Origin of the sequence: Deinococcus hopiensis KR-140 (assembly GCF_900176165.1) — a bacterium.
Classification (GTDB): domain Bacteria; phylum Deinococcota; class Deinococci; order Deinococcales; family Deinococcaceae; genus Deinococcus; species Deinococcus hopiensis.
In genome coordinates, this window is the sequence record NZ_FWWU01000008.1 from 173,236 (window position 1) to 190,512 (window position 17,277).

The 17,277-nt window shown below is 58.9% G+C and carries 9 protein-coding genes and 2 pseudogenes; 9 read left to right on the forward strand and 2 right to left on the reverse strand.

Translation table 11 applies throughout. The annotated features are described in order from the left end of the window. Positions 1-212: 212 nt before the first annotated feature. From B9A95_RS35385 to B9A95_RS11380, 9 genes and pseudogenes are all read left to right on the forward strand, one after another. Positions 213-1,100, forward strand: a complete 888-nt coding sequence (locus B9A95_RS35385; RefSeq protein WP_245808258.1) for a GAF domain-containing protein — start codon at positions 213-215, stop codon at positions 1,098-1,100. Next, complete coding sequence (locus B9A95_RS35390) at positions 1,101-1,736, forward strand: GGDEF domain-containing protein (protein WP_245808259.1); 636 nt, start codon at positions 1,101-1,103, stop codon at positions 1,734-1,736. 270 nt (positions 1,737-2,006) lie between these two features. After that, positions 2,007-2,417, forward strand: coding sequence for a transposase family protein (locus B9A95_RS11350; RefSeq protein WP_084045069.1), 411 nt, complete (start codon positions 2,007-2,009; stop codon positions 2,415-2,417). 8 nt (positions 2,418-2,425) lie between these two features. Then, a complete protein-coding gene (locus B9A95_RS11355) occupies positions 2,426-2,812 on the forward strand; it encodes a transposase family protein (protein ID WP_245808063.1) in 387 nt (128 codons plus the stop codon). A 1,016-nt stretch (positions 2,813-3,828) separates the two neighbouring features. Next, complete coding sequence (locus B9A95_RS11360; protein WP_139806699.1) at positions 3,829-5,865, forward strand: beta strand repeat-containing protein; 2,037 nt, start codon at positions 3,829-3,831, stop codon at positions 5,863-5,865. 476 nt (positions 5,866-6,341) lie between these two features. Then, positions 6,342-6,762 (forward strand): annotated as a pseudogene (locus B9A95_RS32110) (IS4 family transposase); the annotation flags it as partial. A gap of 87 nt (positions 6,763-6,849) precedes the next feature. Then, positions 6,850-7,149 carry a transposase gene (locus B9A95_RS11370; RefSeq protein WP_084045091.1) on the forward strand — a complete coding sequence of 100 codons (300 nt, stop codon included), beginning with the start codon at positions 6,850-6,852 and terminating at the stop codon, positions 7,147-7,149. Continuing rightward, the gene (locus B9A95_RS11375; RefSeq protein ID WP_084047242.1) at positions 7,146-7,997 is read left to right on the forward strand and encodes an IS3 family transposase; all 852 of its coding nucleotides are present in this window, start codon (positions 7,146-7,148) and stop codon (positions 7,995-7,997) included. The genes B9A95_RS11370 and B9A95_RS11375 overlap by 4 nt, the downstream gene beginning before the upstream one ends. After that, a pseudogene (locus tag B9A95_RS11380) lies at positions 7,979-8,619 on the forward strand (transposase family protein); the annotation flags it as partial. The gene B9A95_RS11375 and the pseudogene B9A95_RS11380, both read left to right, overlap by 19 nt. Before the next feature lie 1,004 nt (positions 8,620-9,623). On the opposite strand, the gene B9A95_RS11385 reads toward B9A95_RS11380, so the two are convergent. Next, on the reverse strand, positions 9,624-13,475 hold the full coding sequence (locus B9A95_RS11385; protein ID WP_084047396.1) for a beta strand repeat-containing protein: 3,852 nt from the start codon (positions 13,473-13,475) through the stop codon (positions 9,624-9,626). 627 nt (positions 13,476-14,102) lie between these two features. Further along, on the reverse strand, positions 14,103-17,276 hold the full coding sequence (locus B9A95_RS11390; protein ID WP_139806700.1) for a hypothetical protein: 3,174 nt from the start codon (positions 17,274-17,276) through the stop codon (positions 14,103-14,105). Position 17,277 lies beyond the last annotated feature (1 nt).

Sequence of the window (17,277 nt, forward strand, 5' to 3'; positions counted from 1 at the left end):
TAGGTGTCCAGCACGCGCTCCAGCATCCTGAGATCACTCTGATTGCTGATCCTGTTCCAGCGTACTTCAGTCCCCCTGGACGCGCTCGCGCACCTGCTCGGCGACTTCTCCAGGAGAGCGGTCCTGAGCTTCTACCTAAACACGGGCCCCACGCACAGTTTCACAGACCCCTTTCATACCCAACAATGGCCAAAATATTAAGATGCTGAACAATGCCCCGCGTACCCCAGCCGCCAGATGAGTATGTCCGTCTGATGAACCTCGCTCAATATGGCATTCTGGACACCCTTCCAGAAGCGTCCTTTGACCGCATCACCCGTCTGGCGGCGCTCCTTCTCCACACGCCCATCGCGGCCATCAACTTCGTTGATCAATTCCGACAGTGGAGTAAATCTGCCGTCGGCGTGCCTGACACCAACTCCTCTCGCGACGACTCTTTCTGCGCCTGGACCATCCTGCAGGACACCCCCATGGTGGTGGAAAACGCCTCTGTTGACCCCCGTTTCGCCGAGAACCCCATGGTTACGGGCGGACCGCACATTCACATGTACGCTGGTGCCCCACTGGTCACCCCTGCTGGTCACCGGGTGGGCAGCCTCTGCGTTATTGATGACCGCCCACATCCGCTCACGTCAACAGACCTCCAAGCGCTTCAGGACCTGGCGGATCTCGTGGTCAGCGAGCTGGAACTACGTGTCCGGAACGAGTACCTGAGCCGTACGCTGGGCGCGAAGGATCAATTCCTGCAGGACATGCAGCGGAGTCTGAAGCACGCGCAGGTTCTGGAGAGTGTGAATGAGCTGATGGACTTCGCGCTCTCCCCAGAAGACATGACGTTGTCCGCTTCTGCCCTGATTGGTGAAGCGTTGCAAGCGGACTACACGGGACTGCTCCGCTTTGAGGGGAAGTCCTTGAGGATAGAGGCGGGATATCAGCATCCCCGGGTTCCCGCTGTTGTCCTCGATGTTCCCAACCAGTTGCCCTCCTGGCCTCAGAGTGTGACGCGAACGCTCCGAGACGCCACTGCACCGCTCTACCTGGACGACTACCCGGCACATCCCAGAGCCATCAAACAGGTGGTAGACGCCGGCATCCAGTAGATGGCGTGGTTTCCTCTGGGAACCCACGGTAACATCACGTCGCTCCTCATGGCTGTCCGGCTCAAGGATCATCCTGTACCCAACTGGCGGACCAGTGACCAGGCCTTGATTACGGCGGTCGGGCGCAGTGTTCAAAACGCCCTCGACCGCTATACCGCCGTGGACTTGGCCCAGCAGCAAGCCCGGCGGGACGCCCTGACGGGACTGCTCAACCGGCGTGCTTTTGACGAGGACCTGGCTGCACAAGAGCGCCTGCACGTCCCTTTTTCCGTGGCGTTGATGGACCTGGACGGACTCAAGGGCGTGAATGACTTGGAGGGTCATGAGCAAGGAGACAAGCTGCTGCGCGTCTTTGCAACGACCCTGTCGGTCGAGCTTGGGGAGCAGGCACGCGCCTACCGTCTAGGCGGAGACGAGTTCATGGTGCTGCTTCTGGACTTGGAAGAGGAAGGGCTCCAAGAGGCGGTGGACGTGGCGGTGCTCGCAGGCAAGCAGGTAGCCCACCTGAAGGGAGCGAGCCTCGGTCTGGCGCGGAGTGATGAAGCGTCTGGGGCAACTCTGGTCGCCCTGGCAGATCAGCGGATGTATGAGGTCAAACGGCGTAGGCAAGCCTTGCGTGCGGAAGTACTGCGCTGAAGGTCATTTGGTCCAGATCGTTTGTGTTTAGCGTGGCCGCCTCTACAGCAGAACGGGTACGCTACCGCTCACGCGACGTAAAGATCATGGACAGCCGCGCCCCTCAACTTCATGGGTACTCTGCAGGAGCGTGGCCCTAAAGGTCGGCCAGATGGTGTGCAGCAGCGTCGTTCATCTCCAAGAACGGCGACTCCAATCTTTAGACCTCTTGCGAAAGTCGTAGGCTAAGCTGGGAGGGTGGAGCGAGACCGTCTGACACGCACGCTGAAGATGAATCGCAAGCAGTTCCGTCGACGCACCGGGGTCTACCCGGAAACGTTTGCTGAGATGGAAGAGGTGCTGACCCTACGCGAAGGACAGAAAAAGAAATCAGGCCGCCCCGCCGCGCTCAGCGTGGCGGAACAACTGCTGATGACCCTGGAATTCTGGCGCGAGTACCGGACCTTCGCCCACCTGGGTGACGACTGGGGTGTGCACGAAGCCACCGTGCATCGCACGGTGGAACGCGTGGAAGCGGCTCTGATTGCCAGTGCACGGTTCCAGCTGCCCAAGAAACGCGTGTTTCAGGAAGCACAACTCGTGTACAGCATCGTCGCGGTCGATGCTTCCGAAGTGCCCTGTGAACGGCCCAAAAAAAGCAGCGCGCGTGGTACAGCGGCAAGAAAAAGCGGCACACCCTGAAATTTCAGGTGCTGATGTGCACAGTGACGCAGCGCATCCTGGGCACCGCCACGAGCGCTGGGGCGGTTCATGACCTAAAGCTGTTTCGTCAGTCAGGCGTTCGTTTTCCTCACCAAACGGCGCTTATTGGAGATGCAGGGTATCAGGGCCTGTGGAGAAGCCACAGGCACGCCCTTACCCCCCATAAGGCGACGCAGGCGTCGCCTCTGTCCGCGGAGCAGCGCCAGGACAACCGTGTCCTCGCGCATACCAGGCAGGCAATCGAGCATATGATCCGTCGCATGAAGATCTTCCGTGTGCTGAAGGGCGTGTACCGACATCGGCGGCGTCGGTTTGCACTCCGGGTTCAGCTCATCGCAGCGCTGTGCAACCTCACCCAAGCCTGCCGATCGTGACTTTCGCAAGAGGTCTTTTGTATGAAGCGTTCCTTCCGGAAATGCCGTCGGCGGCTGAGGCGCAGTGACGCCTTGTGGATGCCGCTTTTGGTGATGGGGGTAGTGCTGACCACGCTCTTGATCACGCGCTAACTCCTGGCGCCCTCACCCATCCTGCCCAGGACTCAGCCTCGGGCGGGTTTCGCTTTTCTGCAGGGAGAAGGGAAGTCAGGAGCAGCACATTAAGCCCACCGGGGACCCCCTCCGGTAAGGGCAAGAGGGGCACGGTCATAGCGCACGGCCTTCCTGCACGGCCGGGGCGAACGCGGCGGCACTACCGCAAGTGATTCAGATACGCTCGGTTAACATAACAGGCGGAGTTCAATGATCGCCGCAATCCCTACATGCTTGGTGTGCAGCAGATCTGAAAGCTTCCCGTCAATGGACGTTCAGCTGCAAAAGATGCGGGGATTCGATCTGGAGCAGACCGGAGCGACCAACAAGGGGCGCTTGGAGCGCTTCCCTGGACTCAGGTTGAGCTCCTACGGTTGGGGAGCCAGCGCCGTGAGACCCAATCCATCTAAGTCCCATCCTATGACTGGCGGGTCAGGAGCTTGGTTCAGTTTGGATCCAAGATCTCGCGCAACGTGCTGCGCTCGGCCCCTCACCAACTGATAGAGACTCATCAAATCCTCGGCGAGCCTTTTCCCTCACCTGACCGAGTAAAAAGTGAAGTTGTCATTCCTGAAAGGGGAAAGAACCCTACCCCAGGCAAGCTGTCACATATCCTTTCAAAGCTTAAGAAAATAAAGAGAGTCTAAAACTAAAAATTCGGTGTTTCCTCGTATTAGGGGGAGTATTTTCGCTGTCTCAACCTTAAGAAAGCCTCCGAAATTTACCCCATTGTTATTAAGCGGTAATCTTCTCCTCACTAATCTGGAGAAAGGCACCGGGCGCCTTTCCTCGATGCTTCCGTGCGTTTCCCTCTTTCCCGCCGTAGGAGTTCCTCCATGTTTCACTCTCGTACCCTTGCCCTGATGACCGCCCTCACGATGGGCAGTGCCGCCGCCGTCCCTCTCGCTACAGGAAGCAGCGCGGGAACGAGTGCTGGCACGACCATTACCAACACCGCCGCTGCCGGGTTCGACGACCCCTCTGGCGGCGCTACCCCATCAACAGTTACGTCGAACACAGTCGTCAGCAAAGTCACTGCTATCGCTGGCTTCGACATCCTCTACGGAGACGGCAGCACCGACGATGTCGCCTCCAGCAATGCGCCCACGAACTACAACAAAACCAACGTCGTCCCCGACGACACGGTCTACTCCACCTACCGCGTCGTCAATAACGGCAACATAGAAAATTACGTTGTCAACCTCACTGTAACCGGGAGCTTACCCACCACACAGGTGAAGTACTACCTCGACGCGGACCGAAACGGTACGCCAGACGACATCAATAGCCCCATCACTTCTGTGACCCTCCCCAACGGTGGCTACGTAGACATCGTTCAAGTCGTCAACGTCCCAACAACACTTGGCCGCGGGACCGTGGTCTACGAAGGTCCCCTTGGATACGCGCCCGGCGGGACGATCAACGGCGTGAGCTACAACACGTACAACGAGTCGTCCAACGAAAACACCCCCGGCACCCCAGCATCAAACGGCGACCTGCAGCCCACGAGCATCAGTATCTACGCTCCAACTGCGGTGGTTGGCCCAAACAGCTACCCAGATGGAAACGGTACCGGCACATACACCGATCCCAATACGTCCAGCACCAACATCGTACGCCAAGGCGACACGCAAACGGCGACTGTGCAACCGGGGACGTCGACGGCCGCTTTCATCGACACGATCAAGAACACAGGGGCCATCTCCGATAGTTTCGTCCTCTCTACGTCCGCTTACACCAACATGACCAGCGTCGTTTTCAAAACGCCCAGTGGTGCTGCCATTACCAGTACACCAGTGGTCGAGAACGGCATCACCTACGTCACGGACAGCAACGGCAACCCTGTGGTCAAAAACATTCCTGCGGGCGGCACCGCCAACTACCAGGCCATCGGAACATACGATGCTCGGTACAGCACCACAAGCTTCACGGTGGCCATCGAGAGTACCAGTGACTCGGACAGCGTCACCGAAGACACCACGGGCCACGTCATCCTCGTGCCGCATACCCTATTCGGGGATCAGACGAACAACGGCCCCGACGCCACCTTAAACCCCAACCCCAACGTGAATCCAGGTTCAACCGCCACCCTGTTGATGCAGGTCAAGAACACCGGTGGATCTAGCGATACGTACTCGTTCACGAGTACGCAGGTGGCCTTCCAGGTCGTGGACGCCAGCGGCAACATCACCACGCAAAACGTCCCTGTCACGTACGCTGCCGACACAAACTGCAACGGCACCACTGACGTAGGTGAAACGCTGCCCCTGACGCTTGTCTCCAACGCCACCGGCTGTGTGATTGCGACCGCAACTGTCCCTGCCAACGCCCTCAAGGGGCAGACCCCACCCTTGACGCAAACCATGAGCAGCACCGGCAACATCACCGCGTTGGACACCAACGACACGGTCAACGTGACCCTGACGTTTACCACCACCCCCAGCAACAAGGGCGTGCTGGTGGCCAAGTTCACCTCAAAGGCGGGCGTGTCGGCAGGCAGCGAGACCGAGTCCAATACGGGACTCACCAACCCAGCGAATTACACCTTGAGCCAAACCACAGCTCTGCCTGGTGGCAACATCAGCTACCGGATAGTGGCGAAGAATGTCTACAACACCAGCGTGGCGAAGTTCTTTCTCCAAGACAGCGTCCCTGCGGACACCACTCTACAGTCCTACGCCTTGGCCCAAAATAATGTCCTGGTCGCTCCAGCTGACACTATTTTCAGCGTTAACAATGGGACAACTTGGACATCCGTCCTGAACGGGGCGAGCGTCAATCCATCCTCGGCTGCCGGGACGACGTACCTGGTAGCTGTAGACACGGATCACAACAACGTTCCGGACGCACTGGGTCCGAACCAGACCCTGCAACTGGATTTCGTGGTAAAGGTCAACTGAGCCACTCACAGGTGTCCCCGCGTGGGAATTTCTCCCATCCGTAAATGCCCCCTCCCGTTACGCAGGGAGGGGTAAATTTTTGCTGCGATTGACCCGAGAACATGGTTTTAACTCGACTTTGGCCATTGAAGAAGTCATGTGGTCCACCCGCCTCGGCAATTTTGACCAATTGGCTCTCTATGATTCCAGCGCTCGGTGTGACTTCCCGTCCTTCTCGCAGCCGAACCATTTCACGCATAGTCGTGCGTAGCGTCTCCCAGACCCCTTGCACGATCGAAAGCCTATAAGAGTGATAGATCGTTTGCCAGGGAGAAAGATCATGGGGCCGTAACCTGCCAGGCCACGGCCCCATGAAGAACAGAGAAGATGCTGCCCTCCTGACTACTCTTCAAAACGTCCGGAAGGAGTGAAAAAGCCGGCCCCAGTCGGGTGTACCTGCGGTGAAAGCACCCAGGAGCAGGGCGCCCTAGACCGCAATGCGGTCTGCGTTCCCCCTGGACGCCCGACGTCTTTCGGTCTTTGCTGCACTGATCCTGGCGATGATCCAAGCGAAAACGGTCGTCCTGCACACGCTCAAGAATCACGTTCCCCTGCCCGGTCGTGGAGAAACGCGGGACCAGCGTCTGCAACGAGAACATGCAACTTTCGTTGCCCGAAGAACTGTTTAGCCGCTTTGCTGTGTCCTTGCTCCCGGAGGGCGAACTTGATCTGATTCTTGATCGGACGAACTGGAAGCTCGGACAGCGTGACGTCAACGTCCTCCTGCTGTCCGCCGTATGGAATGGGTTCAGTCTGCCGCTGATGTGGACCCTTCTCGCGCATGGCGGCTCCAGTCGCCAACGAACGAGAGAAGCGCTTCACGGGCGCTTCGTCACCACCTGTCCTGAGCGCAACATACGCTGGACTGACCCCTTAGGACCGGACCAAGAGGCCAAGCACTTCGTCCCCGTCAGCCCGTAGGCTGACAGCACCGAAGGAGCCAAGATGCCCGGACGCACCCACAGCCGTGAATTCAAGCTTGACATCGTGAACCAGATCAATGGGGCTCACAAGACGACCGCCCAGCTCTGCCGAGAACATGCCCTGTCGCCCAGCTTGATTCACCGTTGGCGGAAAGAGGTCGAGGCGCGAGGTGAAGCAGCGTTCACCGACCAGGCCAAACCCGACCAGTCGTTGGAACAACGAATCGCCGAGTTGGAACGATTTTGCGGACAGTTGTCGCTGGAGAACACGATTCTAAAAAAGTCGTTGGCGACGTACCGCTCGAAAAACGGCATCAAATGATCGAGGATGCGCGACTCGCGTATCCCCAGGTGTCGGTACGTCGTCTGTGCGAGCTGCACGGCGTCAATCGCTCGTGGTTCTACGAACAGCAGGGCCGGGAGGAGGTGGACACCGATCAGGCGTTGTCCCAGGACATTGAGGCCGTGGTGATGGAGTTCAACGGGTACGGATATCGGCGTGTCACCCGCGAGTTGGCCCGACGGGGCCGCCCGGTCAATCACAAGCGCGTGTTGCGTGTCATGCGGGAACGACGGTTGTTGTGCCGTCCCAAGCGCCGCCACCGGGCGACGACGGATTCCAACCACAGCGAGAAGCGCTTTCCCAACCTGCTGCGTGACGCCGTTCCGGTACGGCCCAATCAGGTCTGGCAGGCAGACCTGACCTACGTGCGAGTCCGGCAAGGCTTTGTGTACCTGGCCTGCGTGCTGGACGGTTTTACCCGTGAGGTCGTGGGCTGGTCCATGTCAAAGTTCATGGACGCGGATTTGCCGTTGGCAGCGCTCAACAACGCGCTTTCGGCGCGTTGTCCTGCTCCCGGTCTGCTGCACCACTCGGACCAGGGCATGCAATACGCGAGCCGAGTGTACGTGGACCGCTTGCGGTCCGCAGGAATCACGCCAAGCATGTCCAGGACAGGCAATCCCTATGACAACGCCAAAATGGAGAGTTTCTACAAGACCCTGAAGACCGAGGAGGTCGATCTGCAAGAGTACGTCGATCTGGACGATGCCCGGCGACACATCAATTTCTTTATTGCGGACCTGTACAATCGCCGCCGACTGCACTCCAGCCTGGGATACGTCCCACCTGCCGAGTTCGCTGCCCGCTACACTGCTACCCAGATGTGACTTGCCCTGCGGTCCGCTCCATTGGGTTCACTTCACGCTGCATCCTCGCGGACCGGGCGTTCATCGGTGAGCACGGCTTCAAATTCCTGGAGCAGCGAGGGATTGCCCCCTGTATCCGCCTTCCCGCTCGAGCCACAGGAGGTGGGTACGGCTTGCCCGTATCCGCCGCATTCAGGAACGTGCAACCAGGGGAAGTCCGTGTCTGGCACCGTCCGGTCAAGGTCTATGGCGTCTCTCTCCGCGTTGCAGCAACGAAAAACGCTGCTGGTGAGATGTTGTACCTGGCGTATCGCGGGCACGCCGGACCGAACCTTAGACACCTGGGCACAGCGCTGGTAGACCGAGAACCTACAGGCCGCACTGAACGCCAGAGGCTTCAACCTGGAGGACACCGGGCTCAGCCGACCAGAGCGCGTCACGACGCTGCTGACCGTCGTCACTGTGGCGTTGCCTCACCGGGCACGTTCAGGAAGCACAACAAGGCATCAAACGCAAAGCACACGGACACCGTGCGGTGTCCGTGTTCCGGCAAGGCCTGGATACCCTCCAAGACCTCCTTTTGCATCCCTCCCCGAGCTCATGGCACACCTTGGCTGGTCTCATCCCGCGTTTTGAAGAGTAATTAGGCTGGCCTAAATTTCCAGCTGAAACCGCAAGAGATTCAGGAGGGGTCATCGGCTGAAGGACGTTCCTCTCGGCATCGGTGAGGTCGTTTGGGGAGGTGACGCCCGCATCATGCCCGCATGATCTCCGCCCCATCGTCCCTCTCTCTCATAAGCAGGTAAAATCCGCGCCAGCACATTTTTTAGACGCACTTAGCCGACCGCTCACCGTGGGCGTAGGCTTTCAAACCCCTAGATAATGAGAGAACAAAAATCCGTTCTGGTCGGGATTCCTCTCGACATACCCGAGCTCGGGAAACCGCGCACGTATAGCAAGTGACCCACCAGGTATTGCTGATCGCCCCCGCGAGTGCGGGGAGATGTTTAAACTTTACTGTGTGTACGGCGGACAGATCTGGAAGGCCCCGCGAGTACGGGGAAGAACGGCAACAGCCGCTACGCGCGTAACTTCGGTTGGAAAACCCCCGAATGGCCGGGGAAATGTCGTGCGCATAAGGACATCTTCCTGAAAGGAAAAACTTGACTTGCTCGAAACAGCAAAGTGTGGTTTTCATACGCCACGAGTGAGTTGCCCTCACTGAGAAGCACACCAGGCGTGGACAAGCCATAGCAAGCCGAGGCCATACGTTATTTCGGTATCGCCCAGTTCCTTCCAGGAGGGCAGCACAAAGCTGCAATGAGTCACAGATAACCAGGAAGCAATGAGGTCGCGCAGCAGCTAGATTAAATCCTTTGCTTTAATCAATTCTCTTTCGTTACCTTATCCATGCACACGATATGATTAACCGACTCTGCCAAGATTATTCTTGGCTGCCTTCGTCATCCATACTCTAAATCGGTATTACAACATGGGCTCCGTCAAACAAGAAGATGGTGCAGAGTGAGGGCCCAGCATCAAATGCTGGGCCCCTCGCTACCTGATTGAATTGTCACAGAGTAATAGTATGTCCTTCAGCAGTAATCTCATGACTCCAGTTATGAACTTACTGACCAAACGTCTCTATCAATTCACCTTGGCCTGGAAGCACAACTGCCCACTGCTCCCCGCGGTATCTGCGGCGGACATCACAGAGAGAACAAACTGCACCGTGTTCTGCGTGGTAACTCCACCCTTGGTGTAAGTGCCGAAGGTACCTTGGTCGTCTCCACTGCCCCTCGTAAGGTAAGCCGTGGACTGAATTGTGCTACCGTCCGCAGCGTATTGCGTCCACTGCATATCCTTACCACTGCCATATGCATCCGGCACAAAGGTGAGCATAGAGTTCAGAGGGTCAGTCAGGATATAGTTCTGCGCAGGTCCCCTTACGCTGCGGTAAGTGAGGCAATACTCCAGCACATCTTTGGGCCCAGCCTGAATAGTGCCCGTTGATGCTGTTCCACCAGCTGTGTTGCGAACAGTTTTGACGAGGTTAACCAGCGGCGTCACATTATTGATCGCTGTCGCATTCAAAGGTGATGATGATCCAACGTAGGGGTCAAAACTCAACGACGCTGTGTTGGTGATGACAGAAGATCCTGTGGGTAAGGACGAGTTCACAGTTACCTTAAACTGCACGGTGGCGGTATTCCCCGCAGCGAGCGTCGCACCAGGATAGACGTAGGCGTTGCCAGTACTCTTGACGGCCGAAGCAGTGACGAAGGGCATCGCTCCCGCTGCGTCTGTCTGTGCTGTGCCGTTGAGCGTGGTGGAATTGGTCACATACGTGGTATTGGCGGGAATAGGATCGCTCAGCTTCACGTTCGTCGCAGGTGCGGTACCCGTGTTTTTCACGGTGATCGTGTAGGTCACAGTGGCGTTCGACTGCACGCTGGAGGTGGGTGAGGACGTCTTGGTCAAGGTCAGGACAGGACGGAACTGCCGGTAGGTGCAGGTCGCGAGGTCGTACAGCGTCGGGGTAATGGTGGTGCTCCCACTGAGGTTTCCCACCCCCAGATCAAAGTTCGACAGTTTGCCGTTGTTGTCCGTGACGATGAGGGCTGATCCGGTGTCGGCAATCCCATTCAGGGGCGTGCCGGTGCTGACCGCGCCGCTGAGCGTAACAGCTGCGATGGGCGTGGCCACCTTCAGGTTGCCCGAAGTCATGCTCACCAGATCCAGTTTCCACAACACCGACTGATTGTTGGTTGGGCTGCCCGAGACCAGGTCAGTCATGATGGCCCACCCCATGCCGTCCGCGTCGAAAAAGATGTCACCACCGTCCGTTGCACTGACGGCAACGCCTTTGGGATCCTGAAGTTGACCCACGGTGCTGACGGTGGTCGTGGGAATACTCCCTACCCGTCCGCTCGTGGGAAAGCTGTATACCGTCCCATTCCCCACGACCGCATAAGCCGTGCCGTTCGGTGCCACGGCCAGGCGCGTCACTGTGCTGGTGAGGTCCGGGTACGTCTGAGGTTGGGCGATCTGAATGTTGGCGGTATTGCCCGTGTTGCGGACGTTCCCGCCTACGCCGGTGAAAGGATTGTAGTAGTACAGAAGCCCGTTTACGGCGCCGACGTAATACACAACGCCATCGGGCGCTCGGCCTACGGCAAATGCTCCCTGCGCCAACGTCCATACGGGTGTCAGGGTGGTCAGGGTGTTGCCCGTCAGCGTGTAGAGTTTCCCCGCCCACTGGCTGTCGGAAGAGACGCCGACGGGGGTGGTGCAGGCAAAGTTAGTGCCTGAGACAGTGATGGTAATGGTCGCGGTGTTACTGACTGCGCCAACGTTGTCTTTCACCAGGTAGTTGATCACTGCCGATCCTGTAAACCCAGTCACCGGAGTAAACGTCACGTTGCCACTGCTGTCCACGGTAAAGGTTCCCTTACTCGCCAGGGTGTACGACGTTTGCGTTCCAGTGGTGGCAGGATCAAGGTCAACTGTGGAGACGTCCACCGTTCCGGGTGCCGTGTCCGTGTCGTTGCCGGTGACATTGAGGGTGACCGGCGTGTTGAGCGAACCGTTGGCGCTGTCATTGGTGGCGACAGGCGCTGGGTTCTGAATGTTCGTGGTAGCTGTAGCAACGTTATCGGCCGGGTTGGTGTCTGCAAAACCCGTTGCCGGGCTCGCATAGGCCGAGTTGGTAATCTTGTAAGCGGCGTTTGCGACCGCTTTCCCGGTCACTGTGAACGTGAGCGTCGAGTTCTTGACGAACGAGGCGATTGTCACACCACTTTGAAATTGGGCCACGCTGATTGGACTGGTCGGGCAAGACGTGTTGTTGCTGCTCGAACTGCAGGTCACCGACGTTACATTAAAACCACTGACCGCAGGATCAGCCACCACTGCACCGTCTGCGGCGGTCGTTCCAGTGTTTATAACTTGAATCTCGTAGACGACATTTCCCGCATCGGCAACCGTACCCCCCCCCGTGGGCGTCATTTGCACCTTGGTGACTTTCACGTCAACGGACGCCGTGATGTTGGTGGGGTCAGACGCTGAGTTGTTGCTGTTGTTGCCGTCCAGGCTGGTCGAAGCAGGATTTCCGTCGTTCGTCAGATAGACGGTCGCAGTATTGGTGACGAGCGTAGGTTTGTTTGCCGAAACAGAAGTGGGGATGGAGATGTTTGGATAGGAGGCGCCGGCGGCAAGGGCATCGCTCCGCTTACAGGTCACCGTCTGGGAGACAACGGTGCAGGTCCAACCTGCTCCGGTGGCCGATGTCGGGCTCAAGCCGGTGGGCAGGGTGTCCGTGACCGTGACCCAACCGTTGGTGGCCGTACCCCCACCGTTGCTGACCGACAGCGTGTACGTCCCGCCTGCCCCCACGCTCATCGGCGTGTGGGTTTTGGAGATCAACATGTCCGGCCCACTGACTGGATCACTGGCCGTGATGGTCACGGAGTTGATGGCGTCACCGAAGTCGGCGTTGTAATGGTACGAGCTGCCCGAGAAGTCGTTGATGGTACTTTGAACAGTCGCGGTACCGGCCGAGAGGATCTTGACCGTCAGCTGGGTATGGATGACGTCACCCGCTTTTGCACCGGTGTAGTTCGCGGGACCAATGCACGTCAGGTTGTTGTGGTACGAGGTGCTGCTGCGGTTGTTCTCCCATCCGCACGCGTCTGCGTAAACTGAACTGTTCACACTGCCCGAGGGTGAAGTATAGGTCGTACTAACGTTTGTGATCTGAAAAATATTGTTCGGAAAATTGGTAAACACTTCGAGTTGTTCGTACCCACCCGGGGCTGTGGTTCCGTCAAGAGTGTATGTATACGTACCGCCAACCAGTACGTTTGTTGGACCACTAAATTGAGTAATCGAGTTGCGTCCCTGCGAGATCAGCTTCTCAACGTACAATTCCCGGTTTGATGGAGTGGAGACGGTACCTAGGCCGTCAGCAGTCGCTTCAATATGGTAGAGCTGAGTATTGCGCTGGGCTGGCGTAGCCGTGTCTGAGACTCGGCTGGAATAGGCCCCGCTGTTTCGGGAAATATCAACCAGGAAATAAAAGTCAGCGCAATTGGCAGGCTTATTCGACAGCCGATAGGGGGGGAGTGGAGTGGAACCGGCGGGCAGGCTAAATACACCCAGGCTGGTCTGTCCAAAGATGCTGATATAGGGGTTGGTGACACCACCGTCCAGGAAGATGCTGGCCTTGACGTTTGTTGCTGCTGCGTCACCTGTATTACAGACGCGAGCGCCCACCGGATAACGATTTGGGCCGACACTGACGTTGTTGCTGTCCAGCCCAATCACGTTCCAACTGATCGGGGTAACGCTCAGCACTGCTGCTGCAGATACGTGAGCCTGAAGGCCAAAAAGCCAGATCAGAACACTCCATAGCAATAATTGGCCCATACCAGAAACGCTTATAGGCCTGTACCTTAAATTGAGCAGCTTTCGCTGCTTGCTGGCCTGTTGTCGAGTCATCTTAAGCCTACTCCCCTTGGCCCTGGCCAGTCAGCCTCGAAGCGAAACGCAGAACGCGGAGCCGCGTAGAAAATATTCTTGGTGAGACTGGTACACCACCTGTGGGCCACCAGCACTTCACACTCGGAGGGCTGCCGTCAATTCTCATAAAAGGAGTATAAAAACTGGGCTCCTACACAACTCCTACAATAGATTTAGTATTCTTAGGGCGCCAGCGAGCTTCGCATCGCTTGCCTGACGGACTTTTTGTTTCGGGCATCCTACGGCTCAACTACTACTATCGCCTCATGTTAGGTAAACACCTGACGCTATGCCCTGTAGCAGACGTGTTGAGATGGGCCCGCTCGGCATTCCCTCAAACCTGGTCCGGCATCAATGGTGCGGTACAGGGAGGCATCCTGCTCAATCAATGCAGTATGTATTACTTTTAATGTCTTTTTTCAGTTGAACTGGTCTCCCTCGGGGCAGAAGACCTGGTCATTAAAAGGGGAAGGGGCAACGGTTCGCGTTACGCCTTCCCCTGCCCTGAGACACACTCAGGATAACAACCCATACCCACCGCTACAGGACGCGGCAGCAACCAAGAGACAAACCCACGCCCCTTGGCGTAAGCAACACTCCCGTATGTCACTTCCTGCTTCCCAAGGTTTCGTCCAGAGTTAAATCCAGTCGGATATAGAGGCCCTGTTTGCTGTAAGTTCCTGCCGAGGGTAAACCGTCGAACCCAGCAAAGTTGTACCCAGCGGTCAGCCAGGTGCCTGGCAAGGCCAGCACGCTGCCTTCTACGCCGTACCCCAGCACGTTTTGCCTGCTCTCAGGCTGCATCAGCATCCGTGCCCAGCCGCCGACACCGAAGCGGTTGGTGAGGTACAGGGTGCCGCCCAGGGAGGTCTGCACAGTCAGGCTGCCCGGATCGTTCAGCAGGTTGCGGGTGTCTACCCCGCCGCGCACGGCCCAGCTGGCCTGCCGGTACTCGGCGCTCACGCCACTGCTCAGTTCGGGCTTGTCACCCGCGAGGGTGCCCTGCACGTACCGCAAGTAACCCAGGCTGTTCAACGTGCGGTTGCGGTAGGCGTAGCCCACGGCGAAGCGCTGACCGTTGCGGCCCGCACCAAACTCGACAAGGCCGTCTGCCGTCAAGGTCAGGTTGGGCGTTACGCTGCCCGTAATCCCGCCCCGAAGCACGGTGCCGATTTGGCCCTCCCGGTACACGAGATCGACCCCTGTAGAAGCACTGTAGGTGTCGCCCCGGTAGTTCAGGTCCGCGCCTCCTGTGGCCTCCGCCTTGCCTTGACCCACGTCGTACATCAGACCGCCACGCAGGCCCAGCGTCGTTCGCGCATTCAGAGGCAGTACGGTAGAGACACCAAAGCGGGCGCGGTTGCCTGCCCCACTCGCTGTGGGCAGCTCATAACCGATGGCGTAATTCACGTTGCCCAGCGTGCTATCGAGGGTGACCGCTGCAGTCTGGCCTTTGCCCCACGTAATGTCGTCCTTAAGGCCGACCGTCACTTTGTCATTCACCCGGTAACGAACGTTGAATGCCGTGGTGGTGTCCAGATTGCCACTGAGCGGTTGGGTGTGCACCACGTCCAGGTCCAGTGGCGCCTGGTGGTACCCAGCGCTGACCACAGCCCCCAGTCCGCTGGTGTCACCAAAGGCGTACTTCAGACCGCCGCCCACACTGAACGCTGAGAAGCGGTAGTCGGTGCGCGCCGTCACGCTGCCACCCTGAGTGCTGGCCGTCTTGTGGTACTCGCCATCAAGCACCGCGCTCAGGTTGGAGCCGAGGCGGGCCGAGTAGTTGCCGTTTACGCTGAATCCCGGAGTGAAGGGCGCGAGGCCGGCGTACCCTTGATCCTGGTACCGCACCTTGAACGTGGCCGAATCGTCCCCGATCCGGGTCGTCACATCCGCGCTTGCCTGCAGACCCCCCGAGTAGGCCACCTTCGCTTCCGCGCGGGTGGTGCCGTTGTCATAACTGGCGCGGGCTCCCAGGGTCGTGCGCCCGTCAAGCTGCACAGCCGCTGCACCCACCTTGTAGTTCCGGCCCACCCGCTGCACCTGCACGCCGTACGCGAGGCGACGTCCGGCCAATGGTTGGGCCAGGCGGTAGCTGGCGAGCACACGCACATCATTGAGCTCTGCATCGAAGCGGTCCAGGGGACGCACCAGCGTTACGATGCCTGTGTTCACGTCCAGGATGTAGTCGACGTTGCGCCTGAGGGGCGTCCGTCCCAGTTCTTTGCCGGTGCTGCGTTCCAGCGTGACCACTTCGAGCGTCTCACTGCCCTCGCTCAGACCGGAGTCTGGCAGGCGCAGGATGCGGGTGCCATCGGGAGTCACGGAGGTTTCGGACACCCGGTCTCCGGGGACCCCCGCCACGAAGCCGCTTACCGTGGGATTGCTCTTGGTGGTGACCGTGAGGGCGGTGAGCTGCTCTCCTACGGGAAGCACGTCAATGGGCAGGGCGGTCCGGCGGTACGTCGCCCGGAACTGCGGGTGATCGTACACCGCTGCCACGGGATCAAGGCCCTGCAGGGGCGTCTCCTCCGTGCTCGCGTCACCGAAGACGGGCGAACGCACGTTGGGATTGTCCGTCTGAGGCAGGCCGTCCTTATCGGCAGCAGCGTAGAGCTTCCCAGCACCGATCGGGGCTTCAACGTAGGCGCGGGCCTGCACGGTTAGGTCCTGACTCAGGTTGAGGTCGCCATCCAGGCCCAACGTGGCGCTGACCATCCCAACGCCAACGCGCGAACGGTCGGGCGTGACCTCAAAGCGTGACGAGGTCACCTGATCGCCCAACAGGGTGTCAACCGTGAGGCTGGTGGGCGCACTTTGCGGCTGAAGTTCCAGGATGCCTTCCCCGTCCGTTAACTTCAGCTGATAGCCCGCCTCCGCTGGAGCGACATCGGGAATCCGGGGTTCGAGGTTGGTTCGCAGCGTCACTGTGGACTGTCCGGTGGGGGTACCGAAGGCGTCGAGCGCGCGCACCCGGAGTCGAAGGGGTGAACTGCCATTGGCGACGAGTTCCAACGGCGTGAGTTCGACGCGGGCAGTTCCGCTCGCCAGCACCACGTGTACCTCTTCCGATCCAACGCGCAGCACGTTCGGTCCGGGTTGGAGGGGAACACCCACGTAGGTCAGGCGCTGCACGCCGTGAACGCCGTCTTGAACTTCTGTCCCCAACCGGTCGCTTCCCACGACCTTGCCGTTCACGGTCACTGTAGGCCGTTCGCCTTGCGGCGCTTCTACCACGATGGCGATGCGGTCGCGCGTGCGAATGACGCTGTTGTTCAAAGGCAGCCTGATGACGCCGTTGTTTTCCTCGCCAGTTTGTACCGCTTGAATCGCCACTGCGGAGCGGAGGTCCGCCGCGTCAATCTGCCCGGAAAGCAGCTCCGTCCGTTCGCCGTTCAGACGAGCGAGCAGTGAGGGCGCGGGCAGGGCGCCCAGCGGCCCGCTGTGCCGGACCTCATAGCTCAGCACGCCGCGTTGCTGGCCGGGAAGCACCCAATACAGGATGCTGCTCGAACTCCGCTTTGGATCGGCGGTCACCACCCCGTTCAGGCGAGCGCTGCCGGGGATGTACTGAGCCCCTGACGGTACCTGCTGCGCGATGACCAGCTCGCGGGCTTGAACGGGCGCTTCGAAAGGCAAGTGAATCGTACTGGTTCGCTGCTCACTCGCCGCTGCACCCGCTGACGCTGCAGGCGAGGTGCTGACGCCTTGAGCGTGCGCAGGACCAGCCAACAGGAGGGCCGTCAGGACAGTGAGGGTTCGGGGCAGATGGGGTTGCACT

What these genes read in the sequence shown, in the direction of transcription:
- B9A95_RS11350 (WP_084045069.1), top strand. Translation starts at nt 2,007, where the DNA reads ATGAATCGCAAGCAGTTCCGTCGACGCACCGGGGTCTACCCGGAAACG.
- B9A95_RS35390 (WP_245808259.1), top strand. Translation starts at nt 1,101, where the DNA reads ATGGCGTGGTTTCCTCTGGGAACCCACGGTAACATCACGTCGCTCCTC.
- B9A95_RS11375 (WP_084047242.1), top strand. Translation starts at nt 7,146, where the DNA reads ATGATCGAGGATGCGCGACTCGCGTATCCCCAGGTGTCGGTACGTCGT.
- B9A95_RS35385 (WP_245808258.1), top strand. Translation starts at nt 213, where the DNA reads ATGCCCCGCGTACCCCAGCCGCCAGATGAGTATGTCCGTCTGATGAAC.
- B9A95_RS11360 (WP_139806699.1), top strand. Translation starts at nt 3,829, where the DNA reads ATGACCGCCCTCACGATGGGCAGTGCCGCCGCCGTCCCTCTCGCTACA.
- B9A95_RS11385 (WP_084047396.1), bottom strand. Translation starts at nt 13,475, where the DNA reads ATGACTCGACAACAGGCCAGCAAGCAGCGAAAGCTGCTCAATTTAAGG.
- B9A95_RS11370 (WP_084045091.1), top strand. Translation starts at nt 6,850, where the DNA reads ATGCCCGGACGCACCCACAGCCGTGAATTCAAGCTTGACATCGTGAAC.